Raw genomic sequence first — 21,440 nt, 5'->3', positions numbered from 1 at the left:
GCAAAGACAGTCCTACAAGAGAACCTTGAAGAAGGTCCATCGTGACCAGCGTTTCCGCAATCACCCGAAGAACGGCAAGAAGGCTCACAAGGCAGATCGCAGGCTGAAGACAATCGCGGGACGGCTCGTCCGTGAATTAGAGCGAAATCTCGCCAGCAAGAACTTGTTGAACACGTACAAAGAAAAAATCGAGCTTTTCAAAAAAGTTCTGGCACAGAAGAAATGCGACAAGGACAAGGTCTATTCGCTACACGAACCCGAAGTAAAATGCATCGGCAAGGGCAAGGGCAAGGAATACAAGAAATACGAGTTCGGCAACAAGGTGTCAATCGCCCGGAGCTACAGCGGCATCATTGTCGGCGCGGTCTCGTTCCGGGACGAGTATGACGGACATACGATAGACGATACGCTTGACCATGTTGAACAAATGCTTGGATTCAGGCCGAGCCGGGTCGCATGCGACCGGGGCTACCGCGGACAAAAGGAATCCGGAACGACAAAGATCGTAATACCGGACGTCCCGAAGAAAAACGCGACTTACTACCAGAAGAAAAAGGCTCACAAGCTTTTTTGCAAGAGGGCTGGCATCGAACCAATCAATGGTCACTTGAAGAGCGACCACCGCATGGGTCGCAACTTCTACAAGGGAATCTTTGGCGACATGCTCAATGCAAAGCTTGCAGCAGCGGCGTTCAACTTCAAGAGGGCCATGAGGCGCTTTTTTGTTCTGTTGGAATGGCTATACTGTTTTTGCCTTCTGTGGAACGGAATGAACAAAAAATGCGAACGTCCTTATCTTGCGTTCGCAAAGTGGCCTTTTTAAGGGCTGACTATGTAGCAGAAGAAGATCGTCCGATTCCATTTAAAAGGATGATTTATTTTGGTGATGGAGAAACGGATATTCCCTGCATGAAAATGGTTAAGCAAAATGGCGGATATTCAATAGCGGTTTATAACCCGAGTAAAAAAGGGAAAAAGGATATTGCAAAAAAATTGATTTCAGAAGACCGCGTGAATTTCGTTTGTTCTGCTGATTATAAGAAGTCATCTGATATATATGAAGTAGTAACTACAATTTTGCAAAAAATAAAAAGAGACTATGATTTTGATACATTATTGCAAAAACACAAAAATTTGGCGAAATAAAAAATCAAAAAAAGATTGATTCTAGAAAAAGAATGTTTATCCATGTGTGTAATTGCACAAACTGGCACTGCTGGTCTTGCCTACAAAATGTGATTTGAGTATATTTATATAACCATCAAGGAGTTTCCATGCCAGATATTAAAGAATGTGGATGGGGTAAAGCCGTAATTCGAAGCGTCGCGAATAAAGTTCGCGAGGTGTCTGGTTTTAATCCTAAAGAAACTGTTGATTTCAAAGGCATTGTTGAAATTTTTGGTGGAAAAGTCTCTGAAGATAAAGATGTCTTTTTTGGTGATACAATTGATGTTCGTGGAAAACTTGATTTTACCATCAAATTGCACCCATTAGCAACGACCGAACGACAGAGATTTACCCTTGCTCATGAATTAGGTCATTATTTTTTGCATTCTCGACAGGGCGACAAGCCTTTGCAGGCATTTCGTTTAGGAACTAGTATGGCTGAACAGGAAGCAAATTATTTTGCTGCTGAACTTTTGATGCCAGAAAGTATGTTTAGAGAAGATTTTAATTCGTTGTCTAATGATCTCGATCAAGATGGCAAAATATCTAGAATGGCGCAGATGTATCATGTGTCATTTACTGCGGCCAGTGTGCGTCTTTCTTCTTTGGGATTGCTCTAATTTATGCCTGAATATAATCCTAAAGAGCCACAGGTGTATATTTTCTTCAGTGCGGACCTTATTGGCAGTACCCAAAAGAAACAGTTTGCGCAAAGACAAGATGGCAGAAACGGCTTGTGTATAAGTTCGTGGGTTTCAAATGTTGTAGAATTTTACTCATCTTTCGAAGAAGCCTTTGCAAAAGATGGTGTAGAACTATGGAAATATAATGGAGATGAAATCCTTTTCTATGCAAGAATTTCTAATTGGGATGAAGCCTTAAATCATGTAAAAAGATTTAGGGATGCAATAGAAAAGAATAATTCCCCTGAAAATAAGTATCCTGTAAAGGGAGCTGTGTGGACTGCGGGATTTCCAATAAGAAATTTTATCTTGCGTAAGCCTGCTATAAACAATGACTGTATAGATTTTATTGGTTCAGATATAGATTTGGGTTTTCGAGTCGCTGCACTTGCTAATCGCGATCGAATCGCAGTTTCTCCAGAGCTGGCTCTAGGTTTGATAGGAGCTTCTAGAGAAAGTCGTGAAATGAAATGGCATTTCTACGGCCGAAAAAATTTAAAAGGGATTGTTGAAGAAGGCGGTGTTCCTGTAGTGTTTCTTTCATCTACCAAAGATAAGATAAGCCTCCAGGATAAAGAAGAAGAAGTTCTTGGCGAACGGATGACACCTGCTGTACTTGAAGAGTTTTTGGAATTATATTTTGAGCAATCGCCCAAATGGCGGATAAGAGAGTTTTTCTCTAGTTCAGAAGAAATGAAACGCAATTCCTACTATGCCGATGCTTACGAAGAAGCATGTTCGGTAATTGATAAAATTTGCCAGGATGACGCAATTGAGGAATCCTCAACTGCAGATACCGCAAATTTGGCAACTATTTTGAATGAAATCGAAATAAAAAAAGACTCGAAAGACTAAAAAGCATCAAAGAAGTCTACACCCTTCCAACGCAAACGGTTTCGGTCTACATATTCATTTTCAAAAAATTATTGTTTTTTCAACATAAAATCTGGTCAAAATTATAGATATTTCAACATGCGGCGCAATTTCTGCCAAAAAACGGCTAAATTTCGCTAAAATCGCCAATTTTCTTCGCGAAGTCTGAATATCTTGATAAAAATGTATTTAAATTACACTTTTATCAAGATATTTTTGTTGTTTGACGCTTTTTTTGTATATATTTACTGTAAAACGGCAAAAAAGAGGCATTATGGAAAGATTTGCGATGCAACAGCTGGCTCAGTGGAAAGTGCGTAAGGACCGCAAGCCGCTGATAGTCCGTGGAGCTCGACAGACTGGAAAGACCTGGCTTTTGAAGGAGTTCGGCAAGACCTCCTTTGCCGAAACCGTTTATATCAATTTTGAAAACGAGCGCCGCCTCCGTGACTTGTTCTCTGAAAATTTTGACATCAAGAGGATTGTTTCCACGATTGAGCTCAATTACGGGAAAAAGATAGACCCCGAAAACACCCTGATTATCTTCGATGAAATTCAGGCGGCAGAGGGCGGCCTGACCTCGCTCAAGTATTTTTGCGAAGACTCGCCTCAATACGCCGTAGTCGCAGCTGGCTCGCTGCTTGGCATTGCGCTGCACTCCGGCCTTTCGTTTCCGGTGGGCAAGGTGTCATTCTTGGACCTTGGTCCGCTCTCGTTTTTTGAATTCCTGTACGCCGCAAAAAAAGAAATGCTTTGCGACGCTATCCAGGGCGGGCAATGGAACGCGTTGGAACCATTTCACGACGAACTGCTCGGGTTGCTGAGGAGCTACCTGTTTGTGGGAGGAATGCCCGAAGTGGTGCAGAAATGGGTTGATACTGGCGACTACTTCGAGGCCCGCGAAATCCAGCGCGAAATACTCCGCTCGTATGCGGCGGATTTTTCGAAGCATGCACCTGGCGAGCAGATTCCGCGCCTGAACATGGTGTGGGACAGCCTCCCCGCACAGCTCAGCAAAGAAAACAAGAAATTCGTGTACGGGATTATCCGCGAGGGCGCACGCGCCAAGGATTTTGAAATTGCCATAGAATGGCTCCGCGATTGCGGGCTGGTGCTGGAATCCCACCGGGTCAAGGAACCCCGTATGCCGCTGAAGGCCTACCAGGACACCCACGTGTTCAAGCTTTTTATGTTGGATGTGGGCTTGCTTGGCGCATCCGCTGGTTTGGACGCAAAAACGTTAATCGACGGAAACAAAATTTTCACAGAGTTCAAGGGGGCCATGGCCGAACAGTTCGTGATGCAGGAACTCTCTACTCTGGACCCCGATTACCTCGGATATTGGACAAACGAACGCAGCACATCTGAAGTGGATTTCATTTTGCAAAAGGATGGACTGATTATCCCCATTGAAGTCAAGTCCGGCGAGAACCTGCGCTCACGCAGTTTTACGTTGTTCTGTGACCAGTTTGCGCCCGATTTGGCGGTAAAAACATCGATGCTCCCCTTCCGTGACAACGAAAAGATACTGAATGTGCCGTTGTACGGAATCGCTACGATAACAAATTTGAAAAAAGCAAAGGTATCCCATGGAAAAGATGAAGTTTGAAACTCCCGATATGGCGCAGATGAACGTCGAGAAGATTGCCGCGCTGTTCCCGAATTGCGTGACCGAAAGCAAGGCCAAGGATGGCAAGCTGAAGAAGGCGGTGAATTTCGATGCGCTCAAGCAGATGCTTGGCGAGAGCGTCGCGGAAGGCGACGAATCTTACGAATTTACCTGGGTCGGCAAGCGCGACGCCATGGTGGAAGCCGCGAAACCCATCCGCAAGACGCTGCGCCCCTGCGTGGAAGAATCCAAGAACTTCGACATCACCGAGAACCTCTACATCGAAGGCGACAATCTCGAAGCCCTGAAACTCTTGCAAGAAGGCTACGTGGGCAAGGTCAAGATGATATACATCGACCCGCCCTACAACACCGGCAACGACTTTATCTACAAAGACGACTTCCGCATGGACAGCGCCAAGTACGCCGAAGAAAGCGGCGCCGTGGACGACGAAGGAAATCGCATGGTGCAGAATTCCGACAGCAACGGCCGTTTCCATTCTGACTGGTGTTCCATGATTTACAGCCGCCTGCTGCTCGCCCGCAACCTGCTCACCGACGATGGCGTGATATTTATCAGCATCGACGATAATGAACAAGCAAACCTGAAAAAGATTTGCGATGAAGTATTTGGCGGAGATTGTTTTGTGGCTAATGTTGATTGGCAAAGAACATACTCACCAAGAAATGATTCAAAAGGTATTGCTTCTGAAGCCGAATCTATTTTGATATATGGCAGAAATGGAAATTGGACTCCTTATAAATTGCCAAGAACGGCTGAAATGGATGCCAAATACAAAAATCCTGATAACGACTTTGCGCCTTGGACTAGTTCCGACCCCAATGCCCCCGGAGCTTCAACACACCAAGGAATGGTTTATGCGATACAACATCCTTTTACGGGAGAATATATTTATCCTGCTACGGGATGCTGTTGGCGTTATGAGCAAAATGAAATGTTTTCGATAATGAGTGGTTGGTGTGAATATGAATTAAAAGATTTGAACGATGCTTCAAAGCGTGCCGAAGTTTGTGGAATTGCCGAAAATGATGTTCGCAAGGGTGTTTTGGGAATTGTTTTAAAAAATGATATAGAAACGTCAAGGAAACAAGCCCAAGTAATATACAATCGTGGACAATGGCCGAAATTCTATTTTACAAAAAATGGATTAGGTGGAATTCGTAGAAAAACATATCTTGATAATGTTGATGGGCGTTTGCCAACAAATTTATGGCCTTATGTAGAAGTGGGACACACCGACGAAGCGAAGAAAGAAATTTTAGCGTTGTTTGATGGAAAAGCACCTTTTGATACGCCAAAGCCGACTCGTTTGCTTGACAGAATTTTGACTATTGCGACAGATAAGGATTCTTTAATTCTTGATTTCTTCTCAGGCTCTGCAACAACGGCTCATTCCGTATTTAAGAAAAATGCGGAAGATGGTGGAAACCGCAAGTTTATTTTGGTTCAAGTTCCGGAAGAAACCAAGTCGCCGACTTACAAGACCATCTGCGAAATCGGCAAGGAACGCATCCGCCGCGCAGGCGATCAGATCTTAGAGCTTAGTTTACAGAACTTAGAAAAAGAAGGAATTGTCGAAAAGTATGCAAGAGAATTACCAGAAATTAGAAGTTTGGAAGAAGTCTATGGGTCTAGTGGAATTGGTCTATGCCTTGGTGAAGAGGTTGCCGAAGGAGGAAACATACGCTCTGTCGGATCAAATTCGCAGGGCTGTGGTGTCGATTCCGTCGAACATAGCGGAGGGGCAATCTCGGGGGAGCAAGGAGTTTGTCCAGTTTTTGAAAATAGCAAGGGGATCACGAGCGGAACTGGAAACACAATTGTTGATTTGCGAACGCTTAAAATACTTAACGAAAACGGATATCGAATCAAGCTTGAAGCTCTTGGAAGAAATCAGCAAAATGATCTCTTCGCTGATAAAGCATTTGACATCAAAGGTCTAAGTTCTAAGCTCTCAGTTCTAAACTCTGACCGCGGCTTCCGCGTCCTGAAAATCGACGACTCCAACATGAAGGACGTCTATTACTCCGCCGGCGAAATCTCCCAGCAAGACCTCGTCGAGCAAATCAGCAACATCAAGGACGGCCGCACCGACATGGACCTCCTCTTCGGCTGCCTCGTCGATTGGGGCGTCCCGCTCTCGCTCCCCATCAAAACCGAAACCATCGAAAAACTCCAAGTCTATAACGTCAACGACGGCGACCTAGTCGCCTGCTTCGCAAACGACATCCCCGAAGCCGCCATCCGCCAAATCGCAGCCGCCAAGCCCCTCCGCGCCGTCTTCCGCGACTCCAGCTTCAAAAGCGACTCCGCCAAAATCAACGTCACCGAAATCTTCAAAACAATCAGCCCCAACACTACAGTCAAGGTTATTTAACTTATATTTGGAAGAAGAGGTTCTTTATGTTAAAATCTATACGAATCCAAAATTTTAAAAGCTATAAAGATGCAACCTTTGAATTGTCTCCCTTTACGGTGTTAATTGGAGCCAATGCATCCGGCAAAAGTAATGCTATAGAAGCCCTGCGTTTTATGTCTATTTTAGCCCAAGGACAAAAGTTATCATCACTACCATATTCAACATTTAATAAAGAGGGGGGGATTCGAGGAAAAATAAGTAATTTAATGTACCAGGATTCATCAGAATGCTCTTTTTTGTGCAATTTTGATGATTGTGATTATGATAATCTTGAGTTGACGCTTTCTTTGCTTGATGAAGAATTGCATATTTCAAATGAATCGGTTTCATCATCTAAAAGAAAAATTCCTTTATATAAAATTAAAGAACGCTCAGGCGGTGTGTATGCTTCGGATGTCGTTGTTTCGTATGATAATTTTACTCGAGGAAGTAAAAAAAATTTAATTAATTGCTCCGATCAAATGACTATTTTTTCGCAATTAACGACATCTGCGCCTTTCCAAGAAAAATATGAAAAATCGAAAGAAATTATTCCTAATGTATGTAAAACAATAGAGAAAACGTTGGATTCCTTTATTTTTTTAGATCCGGTTCCTGCAAAAATGCGGAGTTATTGTGCTAGAGATCGTGCGTTAACAGAAAATGGAGGGAACCTTTCTGGTGTTATATACAATCTAACGAGAAATCCTGCGGCATACACTAGAGAGGAAAGAAAAAAGAATAAAAAGGACATACTTGATTTTATAAAAAATTTACCGGAACAGAACTTTACAGGACTTTTTTCGATTAAAGAACCCCGTGGAGAAAGCATTGTTTCATTAAAAGAATCCTTTGGGGGTGAAGGAAAAGAATATGATGCTTCGTTGTTGTCGGATGGAACCCTGAGAGTCTTGGCTATTGCTGTAGCACTTTTATCTTCGCCGGAATACTCTACCGTTGTGATTGAGGAATTGGACAATGGTATTCATCCATCAAGAGCGAAAACTCTTTTGTCAAAAATAAATGAAGTTGCCCAAAAACGTCACTTGAAAATTCTTATTACGACTCATAACCCTACACTATTAGACGCTTTGCCTGATGAAATTGTATCTGATTGCGTTTTTTGTTATCGAGATCCTGTGGATGGGTCGAGTAAGTTAAGGAAAATATCAGATTTGCCGAATTACTTTGATTTACTCGTTCAAGGAAGTTTAGGTGATTTACTTGTGTCAAATCGAATAAATGATTTTGTGAAAAAGAATTTAGCAAATAATGGGAAGTCTGAAAGTGCTTATTCCTGGCTGGCAAAATTGAAATCTGAAATTAAAGGTTAAGAGGTAAATTGTGTCAAAGAAAAAGAATAAAGAAGAACTTTGTAGCATTATTTTGCTTGATACAAGTATTCTTTTAAATCTTTTGGAAATTCCAGATCGTTGTCAAGAGAAGGATGCCGTCCAGAGAGAATTTGAAAATTATCCTGAAGAGGTAAATCGTTTTATATTGCCTTTCTCCACAATTTGGGAGACTGGTAATTTTATTGCTCATATAAAGACTGGGAAAGATGTTCGAAAAAAATATGCATTGCTTTTTTGCGAACTAGTAAAGGATGCTATGACGGGAAAAGCTCCATTTCGAGTTGTTGATCCCCCCAAGAATGAAGATGTTTTAGAATGGTTGACTACGTTTCCTGAAGCCGCTGGAAGTGATAAATCTCCCAAAAAGCAGACAGAGGGTATTAGCTGGGGCGACCATTCAATTATTCAGACTTTTGAAAAATTGAAGAAAAAGATGAAGATGACATCTATAAAGATTTGGTCAATAGATCGGGATTTAAACCATTTTCAATACATCCCGAACTAAAGTGTAGAAAAAAGGTTATGCTATATGAGTACAAAAATTTCGGGCAAAGAATACCAAATCTCGCAGATTTTTAGTTCTGCATTTGACTTTCATATTCCTTCTTATCAGCGTCCATACGCATGGGGAACTGAAGAAGCTTCAACCTTATTTGAGGATTTATACGGCTTCTATAAATCGGAGCGAAGTGAGGAAAATTATTTCCTTGGATCTACAGTTCTTATCAAAGAAGAGGATAAGCCAAGAGCTGATGTAATAGATGGTCAACAGCGTTTAACTACATTGACTATCCTACTTTCTGTCCTTACTACTCATTTTTCAAAAACTGAAATTGTATCAGATTACCAAAGTTATTTAAGGGAGCCTGGTCGTCCGTCACAAGGATTAGCAGCATCACCTAGATTACACTTGCGTGAAAAAGATCAACCATTTTTTGAAAGATATATTCAAGAATTTCAACTTTCTGATTTGTTGGCTTTGGATAAGGCTTCTTTGGCTACGGAGTCGCAAAAGCATATTTTAGAAAATGCTGAGATTTTTGAAAAGAAAATCCATGATAAAGAAATGACCGAAGAGGATCTCCTTAAATTTGGTTCGTTCATCTTAATGAGATGTTTCTTGGTGGTTGTTTCGACGCCAACACAAAAATCTGCATATCGTGTGTTTTCTGTGATGAATAATCGAGGCTTGGATTTACTTCCGATTGATATTATCAAGGCTGATGTTATTGGGAAAATAGAAGAAAGTCGGCAAGATGGTTATACAAAAAAATGGGAAGAATTGGAAATTGATGCTACAAGAAATGGCTTCAACGATGTTATTTCTCATATGCGAATGATTTTCATAAAAGCCAAAGCGAAGAAAACGGTTTTAGAGGAATTTAGCGAGTCTATTCTACCGAGATTTAATCCCGCTGATTTGATAGATAATTATTTGACCCCTTATACAGAAGCATATTGCATTCTTAAGAAAAAAGACTATATCGCGACAAGGAATGCTGAACAAGTAAATAATTATTTGTATTGGTTGAATAAAATTGACAACTCGGATTGGATGCCTACAGCAATAAAATTTTTTGCGGGAAAGAAAGACGATTCAGATTATATCCTTTGGTTCGTGAAGAAACTGGAACGTTTGGCAGCATATTTGCAGATTACTTCTCAGGATGTAAATCATCGAATTGAACGATATGCTAAAATTCTGGCCGAAATGGAAGTGAACCCCAATCATTCTAAAGATGCGAAGATAAGTTCAATTGAACTAACTGAAGATGAAAAACGAAAATTTATGAATGTATTGAGCGGAAACGTTTATGACGAGATGGCTAAAAGGAGAAATTATATAATACTCAGATTGGATAGCTTTGTTGCCAGTGCTGGGGCGTCTTATGATCCCGCCATTCTTACTATTGAACATGTTTTGCCACAAACAGTAGATCCAGAATCTGAATGGGCTACTACTTGGCCCGATGCAGAAACCCGGAAAAATTGGGTTCATAAAATTGGAAATTTGATACCGTTAACCAGAAAGCATAATTCTGCTGCGCAAAATTTTGACTTCGAGAAGAAAAAAGAAAAATATTTCAAGTCAAAGAATGGTGTAACTTCCTATGCTCTGGCAACGCAAGTTTTGAGCGAAAGTTCATGGACATTAGAGGTTGTGGAAAATCGACAAGAAAGATTGATTAATACTTTCAGAACGAATTGGGAACTTTAAAATCAAATGGCGGTTAGAACACCTCCAAAGAACGGCGGATATTATTCGCGTTGATAAATAAGTATCTTTTAAATTATACGGAGGCATTATGATTCAGGATTCATTCGAATTTGTCGTGTATATGATTCACGCTTGCGCGAACAAGTGGAATCAGCTGCCGTCCGCCGTATATAAAAAACTTAGGGATTCTGGTTGTATTCAAAAGTTTCTTGTCCCCAATTACGAAATAATGCACACGCAGGGGACTGATTTTGTCGTGAGCGATATTGAGGAATATTTGAAAGTCCGCAAGGTAGCCATATGATTGTTTACCATGGTTCAATACAGGTCGTGCAGAAGCCTGATATCAATCATTCCTATAGGCCCCTTGATTTCGGGATGGGGTTCTATGTGACTACCGTTCGCGAGCAGGCTATCCGTTGGGCCGAAAGAAAGTCAAAAATTTATGATGGTGCGAGTCCTGTTCTGAACATCTACGAGATGTCGGATTTTACAAGCGATTTATCGGTAAAGACTTTTCCAGAAGATTTGACTGAATGGATAAATTTTGTCTGCAAGTGCCGAGATGGGGCTTTGGATTACAAGGATTACGACGTTATCGTAGGCAAGGTCGCGAACGACAAGGTTTTCCGTGTGGTAGATATGTATCATTCGGGAATCTGGGATTTAGACCGTGCCTTGAGAGAAATCAAGGTGTATCCGCATTACGACCAGATTGCCTTCATTACGCAGAAAGCGATTGATTCGTTGCTGACGTTTGTTTCTGGCGAAGAGGCTTAGCTTATGGATGGCGAAGTTCTAGAGAAGGTTTATCAGGAACGTCTGGAAGAACGGATTATAGCGCATTTGGCGCAGGTGCGTAAGTGTTCGCTGGAAGAAGCTATGGATCTGTATTACCAGAGCAAGCTTGCCGATAAAATCCATGAGGGCGTTGAAGGCATCCAGTATCTTGATTACAAAGTCCTTGTGCAGATACTTGAAGAAACAGAACTTTCTGCAAAACATTCCTAATTTTACACTATGAAAATCCAGTTCAAGTACCAGCAGTTCCAGGCGGATGCCGCGAAGGCCGTTTGCGATGTTTTCGCGGGGCAGCCCTACCTGGAATCGAGCTACTTGATGGATTCGGGGACGACCAAGCTCTTTGGCGGCAGTGTGCCTGCGCAGAGGGGCGTGACCGGTTTTTGCAACCAGCGTCTGGCGCCCGAGCTGAGTGATTTCAAGGTGCTTGCGAACTTGCAGGCAGTGCAGTCTGCGAATCTTTTGCCGCAGTCCGACAAACTGGAAGGCCATTACAACCTGACCATCGAAATGGAAACGGGTACGGGCAAGACCTATACCTACATCAAGACGATGTACGAGCTGAACCGCGCCTACGGCTGGACCAAGTTTATCGTGGTGGTACCGAGCATCGCCATTCGCGAGGGTGTCTATAAGTCGTTCCAGATTATGCAGGAACATTTTCTGGAAGAATACGGAAAGTCTATCCGGTTCTTTATCTATAACTCGCAGAACTTGACCGAGATTGACCACTTTGCGTCGGACAGCCACATCAACGTGATGATTATTAACTCGCAGGCGTTCAACGCTACGGGCAAGGATGCGCGCCGTATCCGCATGAAGCTGGACGAGTTCCGCAGCCGCCGCCCGATTGATGTGATTGCGAACACGAACCCGATTCTGATTATTGACGAGCCGCAGAGTGTCGAAGGCAAGAAGACGAAAGAGGGCCTTGCGGAATTCCAGCCGCTGTTGACCTTGCGCTATTCGGCGACTCACCGCAAGGACGCCATCTACAACATGGTTTACCGCCTCGATGCGATGGATGCCTACAACAAGCACCTGGTCAAAAAGATTAGTGTCAAGGGCATTACGGTGAGCGGTTCTACGGCGACCGAGGGCTACTTGTACTTGGAAGGCGTTCAGGTGTTTACGGACAAGGCTCCTGTCGCGACTCTTGAATTTGATTGCAAGGGCAAGGGTGGCCTGCTCAAGAAAAAGGCCCATGTCACGAAGGGTTTTAATCTTTACGAACAGTCGGGTGGTCTCGAAGAATACAAGGACGGCTATACTGTTACCGACGTGAACGGCAATGATTCTTCTGTGACTTTCACGAACGGCAAGAAGATTTATGCCGGAGACTGCGTGGGTGTGGTGAACGAGGAACAGTTGCGTCGGATTCAGATTCGCGAAACGATTATTTCGCATTTCGAGCGCGAACGTGCACTTTTCGGCAAGGGCATCAAGGTGCTTTCGCTGTTCTTCATTGACGAGGTCAAGAAGTATCGTGATTATGACGCTCCGGATGAAATGGGCATTTACGCCAGAATGTTCGAAGAAGAATATGAAACCATTCGCAAGTCGATGCAGCAGGATTTGCTGGAGAGTCCGGAGTATTTTGAATTCCTAGAAAAGACGGATGCCCACAAGGCACATGCGGGGTATTTCTCCATCGACAAGAGCAAGAAGGGCGGCGGTCGCTTTGTGGATAGCAAGGTTGCCCGCGGGTCATCGGATTCCGACGATATCGACGCCTATGACTTGATCATGAAGGACAAGGAACGCCTGCTTTCGCGCGAAGAACCGGTGCGGTTTATCTTTAGCCATTCTGCATTGAAGGAAGGTTGGGACAATCAGAACGTTTTCCAGATATGCACGCTCAAGAGCAGCGCTTCGGAAGTCCGCAAGCGGCAAGAAGTGGGCCGCGGCTTGCGTTTATGCGTAAATCAGAACGGCGAACGCATGGATGAAAGCGTCTTGGGCGGTGATGTGCATTCGGTGAATGTGCTGACGGTTATCGCGAACGAGAGTTACGAGGATTTCGCGAAGGCGTTGCAAACCGAAATGGCGGAAACGATTGGCAGCCGCCCGGTCAAGGTGACGATAGACCTGTTCAAGGGAAAGTCGTTTACTTCGGAATCTGGCGAAAAGCTTTTTGTGACGGATGACTTTGCGCAGACGGTTTACGATGCTTTGCTGGAATGCGGCTATGTGAAGAAGGGCGCTTTGACAGACAAGTATCGCACGGACAAGGCTGCGGGTACGCTATGCCTTTGCGAAGAAGTTGCTCCTTATTCTGCAAGCATTTGTGGCGTTCTTGATACGCTTTACGATGCCGATGCGATTAAGCCCGAAGATGCCCGCAAGAACAATGTGGAACTGCGCCTGAACAAGAGCAAGTACAATTCCAAGGAGTTCAAGGAACTCTGGCAGAAGATTAATGCGAAGTCTGCTTACGTGGTGGATTTCGAGACGGATGAACTTGTCCGTAAGTCGGTCGATGCGCTGAATGCGAATTTACGCGTGACGAAGATTTTCTTCAGGGTGTCGCAGGGCTCTCTGGACAAAATCAAGTCCAAGGAGCAACTAGATGCGGGTAACGCTTTCAAGATGGAATCTACGGAATCCAGGGCCGCCGTCGCTACCGCAAATTCCAGCGTCAAGTATGATTTGATTGGAAAAATTGTCGAAGATACGGGACTTACCCGTAAGACGGTCGGCGAAATTCTGAGCAAAATCCAGAAGCCCGTCTTTGACCAGTTCCAGGAAAACCCCGAAGAGTTTATTATCAAGGCTAGTCGCCTAATCAACGAGCAGAAGGCGACCGTCATCATTGAGCATATTACGTATAACAAGCTGGAATCCAGTTACGAGACGAGCATCTTTACCGATAACACGATGAAGGGACGCCTCGGTATGAATGCTTGCGAAACGCACCAGCATTTATACGACCACTTGATTTACGATTCCAGTAACGAACGCGACTTCGCACAGAAACTGGAAACGAGCAAGGAAGTTTCGCTGTATATCAAGCTGCCCAAGGGATTCTTTATCAATACGCCCGTTGGCAAGTATAATCCCGACTGGGCAATTGCCTTCCATGAGGGCGAAGTCAAACACGTGTATTTTGTTGCCGAAACCAAGGGCTCTATGAGCACTATGGAACTCCGCGAAATCGAATCCGCCAAAATCAAGTGCGCCCGCAAACATTTCGCTGCCATTTCCAGCGACTCCGTCACCTACGACGTGGTAGATTCCTACGAACGCTTGCTGGATTTGGTGAAGTAATCGTTGGTTGTAAAATTTCCTTACGCCCCTTGCCAGTTTTCTGAATAATATGAGGATGCTTACAAAATGGGTAGCAGACAGATGAATCGCGGGGAAACCTTACCTAATCTTGAAACAAGAGTCTTGACAATCCCGCTCCAGGAATATATGTTTAGTGTACAAGTGAGTAGAAAATAGTAGGGAAAGTATGACTCTGGTGTTGTGGATAAGTCCGTGGCTTAGAATGGCGATTTTGACCATCATAAAGGACTTGTGTTTAAAATCTTAAACATTACTGGTGGCTTCAACACCAAAGTTCTACATCGCCATTTTGAAAATCGCCCTCATTGGCGAAAATAAGGCGACTTAAGGGGCTGATGCCGGTATAAATGAGCAAAAAAGTTACATTTTGCACCATGGCCAAAAAAAATGAAGGCGGGCGAGCTCCCAAGAAACTATCATTAGGACAAATTTCGGATATCTGGCAAAACGCCTCTGCCACGACAGAAAATTTTAGGGCGAACATCCCGCTTGAAGATACTGTATTCAATTTAGGTATTGACGAAAGCGGGCGTGCCTATTTCTTTTTTTCGAACGACAAGGGCGCTTTGATTGCTCTCGAAGACGTTGTATGCGGCGGTTCTCCGCTGGACCTTGCCATAGACCGTTTCAAACAACAACGGCTTAATACGGTTTCGTGGGGAGATGGGCCGAACGGAGTGGTTTATCTTGACCAGAGTGCGGAATTTGCCTACCAGCTTTTCAAGGGCGAGCGAAATTTCCGTTTTGGAAAAAGCATCGTGACCAACGCCGAAAAGACAGAACGGACGGCGGTTCTTTTGCGTATCGACCCTTCAGAAGAATTGAAGGAGGATTTTTCCGGCGTAGATTTCAAGCTTTCGCTTGTCCTAAACACCGAAACGGAAACGCTTGAAAATCCAATTCCGCTTTGCCCTACCTATGCACTTTGCGGAAAGAAGATTTACAGGACGCGGGACCTGGGGATTAACTACAACAAGCTCTCGGATATCGAAGGCGTTTTGAACGGGAAGGAAATTGAAAAGTTCCTCTCGCTGTTTGCTTCCATTTTCCCTTCCATCAAAATCGAGATGACGCAATTTAGCGAAACGCCCATGCCTAAAACTCCCGCCGAACCCGCGCTCCACTTTGCGGGGCTGGACGAATCGGGAAACCTTTCGATTCGACAGATGTGGTGCTTCGATCCGTTCCCAGTTGACTTTGTTTCGGAAAACAAGCCTTCGACCCTTGTGCGCCTGCATGTATCAAGCCGCACCATTTCGAGGATTCCTGTAACATACGGTGGCACCGAGAGCTGGAAAAAGATGGATTCCCTCTTGAGGGGCTGTATCAGCCGACACCCGGAATGCAAGGAGGAGGGCGCCAGGGCCTACGACATTGAAGGCGACGAATTGTATATCACATCGGCGCTTGCGCTTCCGTTCCTTTCTGAAAATTTGAGTGACCTTGCACAGAATTACCGGCTCTTCGGGACCGAGGCGTTGAGCAAATTCAAGTTCAAGAAGGTGACGCCGCAGACGCATATTTCGGTGGGGGATGGTATCGACTATTTCGACACGAAATGTACTGTCGAAATTGACGGCGAAATAATGTCACCACGAAAGATTGTCGAGCTTTACGAAGAAAATAATTTTATTCCGCTTTCCGACGGTTCCCGTGCCATTATCGACAAGAGTTTCTTTACGCGGCTCAAGCGGTTACTGGGGCGCGAACAGAAGGATGGTACGTATAAAATATCCTTCTTTGATATGCCCCTTGTCGATAGTCTTATTAATGCCAAAATCGAAAACGCGAAAGAAACAGAACTTCCGTGGCAAAAATTTTATTTCGGGTTCGATACCATTCCCGAAAGAAAGACGGCGAAGTTGCCTGTCGTAAAGAAACTTCGCGATTACCAGAAATACGGTTTGCAGTGGCTTGGCTATGTAACCGAAAACAATCTGGGGGCCTGCCTTGCCGACGACATGGGACTTGGAAAGACTATCCAGACCATTTCGCTCCTTGCAAGCGCTTATGCAAAAAAGTCCAAGGGAAGTTCGCTTGTGGTCGTGCCCAAGAGCCTTATCGAGAACTGGAAAAACGAACTTTCAAAGTTCGCGCCTGAACTGAGTGTCTACGCCTATTACGGCACTGAACGCAGTATCGATAAGGCCAGGCGACACTCCGTTATCCTCACCACGTATGCGGTTGTCCGAATCGACATCAAGATTTTGCAAGGTGAAGAGTTTGAATATGTCGTGCTCGACGAAGTGCAACAAATCAAGAATACGGCAAGCCAGGCGAGCAAGGCGGTGATGCTCCTTTCTGCTAGACACCGCATTGCCTTGAGCGGAACCCCCATGGAAAACAACCTGGGAGAGCTTTATTCCATTTTCCGGTTCCTGAATCCACCGATGTTCGGGACCGAAGGGGAATTCAATTGCCGTTACGGAAACCCCATCCAGAAAGAAAATGATGAAGAGGCCGCCCGCGAACTTTCCGCAAAAATCCGTCCGTTCATTCTGAGGCGATTAAAGCAGGAGGTAGCGAAGGAACTTCCGGAACGGACCGAACAGGTGATGTATGTGGACATGTCTTCCGAGCAGGCGGCACTTTACGAGCAGCAGCGCATATTCTACCAGAAATTGATTAAGGGCGAAATTGCGAAAAACGGATTCGAGAAATCCCAGTTCTGCATTTTGCAGGCTCTGACCGAGCTGCGCCAGATCGCTACTGTTCCTGAAAGCAAGACCGAGGGCGTTGTCGAAGGAGCCAAGTGGGAAAGGCTGGTGGATGCCATTGCGGAACTTGTCGAAAGCGGGCACCGTTGCCTCGTGTTCTCGAATTTCTTGGCATCGATAGATGCGATGGCGGAGCGGCTCGAAAAATCGGAAATAGCGCACCTTGTCATGACGGTAGCTACCACGAATCGCGCGGAACTGGTGAAAAAGTTCCAGCAGGACGGAAAATACAAGGTATTCCTGATGACGCTCAAGACGGGCGGCGTGGGGCTGAACCTGACCGGTGCCGACTACGTGTTCATTCTGGATCCGTGGTGGAACAGGAGTGCCGAGCAGCAGGCTATCGACCGTACGCACCGCATTGGCCAGACACGCTCCGTATTCTGCTACAGGCTGATTTCCCGCGGAACCATCGAGGAAAAAATCATGGAACTCCAGCAAAAGAAGGCGGACCTGTTCAGTGCCATCATTTCTTCGGACGGGCAGCAAATCAAGAAACTTACCGAAGAAGACATCAACTACCTCTTGAACGTGTAGGTTTTTATGCCGAAGAATAAGAAATTGACTCAATTGCAGAAAAAATTGGAGGAGTGGTCTCCCGGCGCTTCGAAAATTATCGATATAAAAAAGATGAAAAAGGCGAATGACGTAGCATTACAGCGCGTAGTCGCAAGCAAGCTCGCTTCGTCGGTACCCAATGTGTCGCTGGCGTCGGACATGGTGAAAACGGGCACTGTCCCGGAATCGCTGCTAAATAAAATCACCCATGAAATACGGTTATCCAGCACTACCGCAAGTGATATAAAGAATTACGGTAGCCGGCTGCTAAAACCAGGAAACATGAACGTAGCAACATACTGCAGGGCACTTGCAGAAGCGTTTTGCGACAGGGAGGCTTTCGAAGCCTACTATAACAGCTTTGGCAACCATGTCAAGAAAAGTTTCTTGCATCTCGCATTTGACCCGTATGTTTTTACGAATCAGATTGAGGAACTTGTCGAACGAGATAAGCCAAAATCTTATTTTAACGATTACGAGTACCCGCTTTCCTTTGCGATTCAATATGGTTACAGGGAAATTTTCTTTGTCCCGCCATACACAAAAAAGCGTTTGCAGGAATACTTCGCCTCTTATCAAAAACCGAGGGTGAGGTTGTCGCCTGAAGATTTTTTCAATTCCAATGAACTTTTTACAGAGGAAGCCGGGCAAGAACTTGTTGCCAACTTGCCACAAATTTATCTGACCCTTTCGAATATGGATTTCTTTGGGCGCGAAATGGGCTCCCCGTTACTGAAAGTACTTCTGCAGCGGGTCGATCAAGTTGCCAAACTCTCGGAATTTGCGAATGGGGCGGATTTTTCCGTGGAAACACTCAAAAACGACGCCGGATATCCTTCGCCCCTTCTCTCTTATCCGGATAAAAATGTAAAGCGGATGCAAAACGCCCGCACCATGCTTGCGTTCTACTTCATTTCCTTATTCGTTCACCAGGGAATGGAGGCGGGAATGGACAAGCGGGAATTTTCGAAACTCTTGGCAACCCCGCAAGATTTGATAAAGCGGGCCGTGAGGATTTTTTTCGGAAAGGAGGACTTGAAAATTTATTACAGGAGCGGGCAAATGAAAGGATACGCCATTCAATTTGACAAGAAGCTCCTGTATCCGCATGCGACGGTATATGACTATTACGACAGTCTGACATCGGAAAAACGGAATGAAAATTTCAAAAGGCTGTTCAAGCTGATAAAGGAATACCCGCCGCTAGAACCCGTGAATTTTAAGGACTATATCGAAAATCTTGAGACAAAGGGGCTGCCTGAGTTGACTCCTGTTGGCTGCGATTTGGATGTGGCCTGCTTCTATAAACTACCAGACAGGTTCTGCAGTCCTGTCCAGTGCAAGGAAAATATCAGGATCCGTGATCGACAGCGGTACGAGGCACTTGTGCATGAACCGGCTTATACAAACTTGTTCCTTGCGCTCGCATCTATAGGCCTGTTCGAAATTACGTGGAACCCGTGTAATGCGCCGGAAGATATACCGGATAACGGAGCCCGCTGGCTGAACAACCTGAATTTTTTCTGTTTCGGAAAAATCGGGCATATCCGCATGACGGAACTGGGTAAATACGTTTTCGATTTAAAAGACTCTCTTGAACTAAAGAATGTCAAGAAGCGTTTGCCGGTAAAATTGGACGAGCGCAATTTGACAATTCATGTCGACAAGGACGACAAGCCTTCGCAAATTTTCCTTGCTCCGTATTGTACGGTGCTATCGCATACGCTATTCAGGATTGACCGGATTAAATTCAGAAATACCTGCGATACAAAAACGAAGGTGAACGATTTTTTTGAAAACATGGAAACGCTGACAGAGGGGGAATTACCCCAAATCTGGAAAGATTTCAGGGATAAACTTCTAGAAGGTTTTGTCATGCTAGAAGAAGAGAGAAACTGGCTGGTCTTTTCGCTCGAAAATATGAACGCCGCCCTTGTCCGCGAAATCGGGAAACTTTCACTTCAGGGTTTATGTGTCAAGATGGAGGGTAAGCGCATTGCCGTGAGGGAGTCGGAGTTCCCGCGGTTCAAGGCGAGTTTGGAATTGGCCGGATTCAAGGTGCTTTGATATCCCTTGTCGCTCCGCCGTCATTCCATTATTATATATTTCCGAAATGCCTAGAACAAAATCGTCTTCCGCGCAGTCTGCGCCCGCAAAAAAGAAATCCGTCCCCGAAAAGTCTGTAGAGGCCTCTCTCTGGGAGTCTGCGAACAAGTTGCGCGGCAGCGTGGAACCCGCCGAATACAAGCACGTGGTGCTTTCGCTTATCTTCCTCAAGTTCGCGAGCGACAAGTTCGAGGAATTGCGCGAAAAGCTCATCGCCGCCGGCCGCCAGAAATACGTGGAAATGCCCGAGTTCTACAACAAGGACAACGTCTTTTACCTGGAAGAAACTTCCCGCTGGAGCTTTATCATCGAGCATGCTCGCCAAAGCGACATTGCGCTCCTGATCGACACCGCGCTTGCGAACATCGAAAAGAAGAACAAGGCGTTGCGTGGGGCGCTCCCCGACAACTATTTTTCGCGCCTGCAGCTCGACACTGCAAAACTCGCGGCGCTCATCAGCGACATCGACGGCATCGACACCATCAAGGACAAGGAACAGGATGTCGTTGGCCGCGTCTATGAATATTTTCTTGGCAAGTTCGCCATCGCCGAAGGCAAGGGCAAAGGCGAATTCTATACGCCCAAGACAATCGTCGGTCTCATCGCCGAAATGATTGAACCCTACCGCGGCAAGATTTACGACCCCTGCTGCGGTTCGGGCGGCATGTTCGTGCAAAGCATGAAGTTTATCGAGGCGCATCACGGCAACAAGCGCGAAGTTTCCGTATATGGCCAGGAATACACCGGCACCACGTACAAACTAGCGAAGATGAACCTTGCCATCCGCGGCATCTCCGGCAACCTGGGCGACAAACCCGCCGACACTTTTGCCGAAGACCAGCACAAGGATTTGAAAGCCGACTTTATCATGGCGAACCCGCCGTTCAACCAAAAATCGTGGCGTGCCGAAAACGAACTCCTCGACGACCCGCGCTGGAAAGGCTACACCGTGCCGCCCACGAGCAACGCGAACTACGGCTGGATTCTGAACATCCTCTCGAAACTCTCCGAAAACGGCGTGGCAGGCTTCTTGCTCAGTAACGGCGCGCTCAGCGGCGAAGGCGACGAACAGCAAATCCGCAAGGAACTTTTGCAGAACGACAAGGTCGAGGCAATCCTCATTCTGCCCCGCAACATGTTCTACTCCACCGACATCAGCGTGACGCTCTGGATTCTGAACAACAACAAGACCGCCCGCGAAGTCAAGGTCGGCGATGCCATGCGCAAGTACCGTAACCGCAAAGGCGAAGTGCTCTTTATGGACCTGCGCCAGATGGGCGAACCCTTCGAAAAGAAATACACCCAGTTCAGCGCCGAGGACATCGCAAAAATCAGCGGCACCTACCACAAGTGGCAAACGCAGAAAATCAAGGACGAAGCCGAATACTGCGCCACCGCCACCCTAAAAGAAGTCGAGGCGAAAAACTGGTCGCTCGTGCCGAGCAAGTACATCGAATTCAAGAACCGCGACGAGGCCGTGAACTTTGATGAAAAGATGCGCGAACTCCAAGCGGAAATGCGCACCCTCCTCAAGGCCGAAAAAGAAAGCGAAAAGGAACTCGCCAAAGTATTCAAGAACCTGGGATTTGAATTGTAGCGTGATGGAAAGCAGGCACTATTGCATACAAAAGCGGACGAATGTATAT

The 21,440-nt window shown here is 45.4% G+C and carries 16 protein-coding genes; all 16 read left to right on the top strand.

Translation table 11 applies throughout. From position 1 onward, the window contains the following. A partial coding sequence (locus B0H50_RS10650) for a transposase (RefSeq protein ID WP_408609876.1) occupies nucleotides 1–823 on the top strand: 823 nt, incomplete at its 5' end. Next, nucleotides 811–1,146, top strand: a complete 336-nt coding sequence (locus B0H50_RS10645) for a hypothetical protein (RefSeq protein WP_109587717.1) — start codon at nucleotides 811–813, stop codon at nucleotides 1,144–1,146. The genes B0H50_RS10650 and B0H50_RS10645, both read left to right, overlap by 13 nt. A gap of 128 nt (nucleotides 1,147–1,274) precedes the next feature. After that, on the top strand, nucleotides 1,275–1,787 hold the full coding sequence (locus B0H50_RS10640) for an ImmA/IrrE family metallo-endopeptidase (protein ID WP_073306499.1): 513 nt from the start codon (nucleotides 1,275–1,277) through the stop codon (nucleotides 1,785–1,787). Between the two features lie 3 nt (nucleotides 1,788–1,790). Then, the gene (locus B0H50_RS10635) at nucleotides 1,791–2,705 is read left to right on the top strand and encodes a hypothetical protein (RefSeq protein ID WP_109587716.1); all 915 of its coding nucleotides are present in this window, start codon (nucleotides 1,791–1,793) and stop codon (nucleotides 2,703–2,705) included. 292 nt (nucleotides 2,706–2,997) lie between these two features. Then, nucleotides 2,998–4,332: an ATP-binding protein gene (locus B0H50_RS10630; protein WP_109587715.1), complete on the top strand. Its 1,335-nt coding sequence runs from the start codon at nucleotides 2,998–3,000 to the stop codon at nucleotides 4,330–4,332. After that, entirely contained in the window at nucleotides 4,313–6,730 is a 2,418-nt protein-coding gene (locus tag B0H50_RS14010; protein WP_456298015.1) for a site-specific DNA-methyltransferase, read from the top strand. Before B0H50_RS10630 ends, B0H50_RS14010 begins: the two co-directional genes overlap by 20 nt. 26 nt (nucleotides 6,731–6,756) lie before the next feature. Continuing rightward, the gene (locus B0H50_RS10610) at nucleotides 6,757–8,085 is read left to right on the top strand and encodes an AAA family ATPase (RefSeq protein ID WP_109587714.1); all 1,329 of its coding nucleotides are present in this window, start codon (nucleotides 6,757–6,759) and stop codon (nucleotides 8,083–8,085) included. A gap of 10 nt (nucleotides 8,086–8,095) precedes the next feature. Beyond that, nucleotides 8,096–8,611: a hypothetical protein gene (locus B0H50_RS10605; protein ID WP_109587713.1), complete on the top strand. Its 516-nt coding sequence runs from the start codon at nucleotides 8,096–8,098 to the stop codon at nucleotides 8,609–8,611. Between the two features lie 24 nt (nucleotides 8,612–8,635). Continuing rightward, nucleotides 8,636–10,324, top strand: a complete 1,689-nt coding sequence (locus B0H50_RS10600; RefSeq protein WP_109587712.1) for a DUF262 domain-containing protein — start codon at nucleotides 8,636–8,638, stop codon at nucleotides 10,322–10,324. Between the two features lie 88 nt (nucleotides 10,325–10,412). Next, nucleotides 10,413–10,628, top strand: coding sequence for a DUF3791 domain-containing protein (locus B0H50_RS10595; protein ID WP_095879321.1), 216 nt, complete (start codon nucleotides 10,413–10,415; stop codon nucleotides 10,626–10,628). Next, a complete protein-coding gene (locus B0H50_RS10590) occupies nucleotides 10,625–11,104 on the top strand; it encodes a DUF3990 domain-containing protein (RefSeq protein WP_109587711.1) in 480 nt (159 codons plus the stop codon). The genes B0H50_RS10595 and B0H50_RS10590 overlap by 4 nt, the downstream gene beginning before the upstream one ends. A gap of 3 nt (nucleotides 11,105–11,107) precedes the next feature. Next, a complete protein-coding gene (locus B0H50_RS10585) occupies nucleotides 11,108–11,335 on the top strand; it encodes a hypothetical protein (RefSeq protein WP_073306048.1) in 228 nt (75 codons plus the stop codon). Between the two features lie 9 nt (nucleotides 11,336–11,344). Further along, nucleotides 11,345–14,392: a type III restriction-modification system endonuclease gene (locus tag B0H50_RS10580; RefSeq protein WP_109587710.1), complete on the top strand. Its 3,048-nt coding sequence runs from the start codon at nucleotides 11,345–11,347 to the stop codon at nucleotides 14,390–14,392. A 395-nt stretch (nucleotides 14,393–14,787) separates the two neighbouring features. Then, on the top strand, nucleotides 14,788–17,667 hold the full coding sequence (locus B0H50_RS10575; RefSeq protein WP_158275913.1) for a DEAD/DEAH box helicase: 2,880 nt from the start codon (nucleotides 14,788–14,790) through the stop codon (nucleotides 17,665–17,667). Between the two features lie 6 nt (nucleotides 17,668–17,673). After that, on the top strand, nucleotides 17,674–19,755 hold the full coding sequence (locus B0H50_RS10570; RefSeq protein ID WP_109587708.1) for a hypothetical protein: 2,082 nt from the start codon (nucleotides 17,674–17,676) through the stop codon (nucleotides 19,753–19,755). A gap of 46 nt (nucleotides 19,756–19,801) precedes the next feature. Then, nucleotides 19,802–21,391 carry a type I restriction-modification system subunit M gene (locus B0H50_RS10565; protein WP_109587707.1) on the top strand — a complete coding sequence of 530 codons (1,590 nt, stop codon included), beginning with the start codon at nucleotides 19,802–19,804 and terminating at the stop codon, nucleotides 21,389–21,391. The last annotated feature ends 49 nt before the right edge of the window (nucleotides 21,392–21,440 follow it).

It is taken from the genome of Hallerella porci (assembly GCF_003148885.1).
In the GTDB taxonomy this organism is placed as follows: Bacteria; Fibrobacterota; Fibrobacteria; order Fibrobacterales; family Fibrobacteraceae; genus Hallerella; species Hallerella porci.
This window is presented reverse-complemented; position numbering and strand designations above follow the sequence as displayed.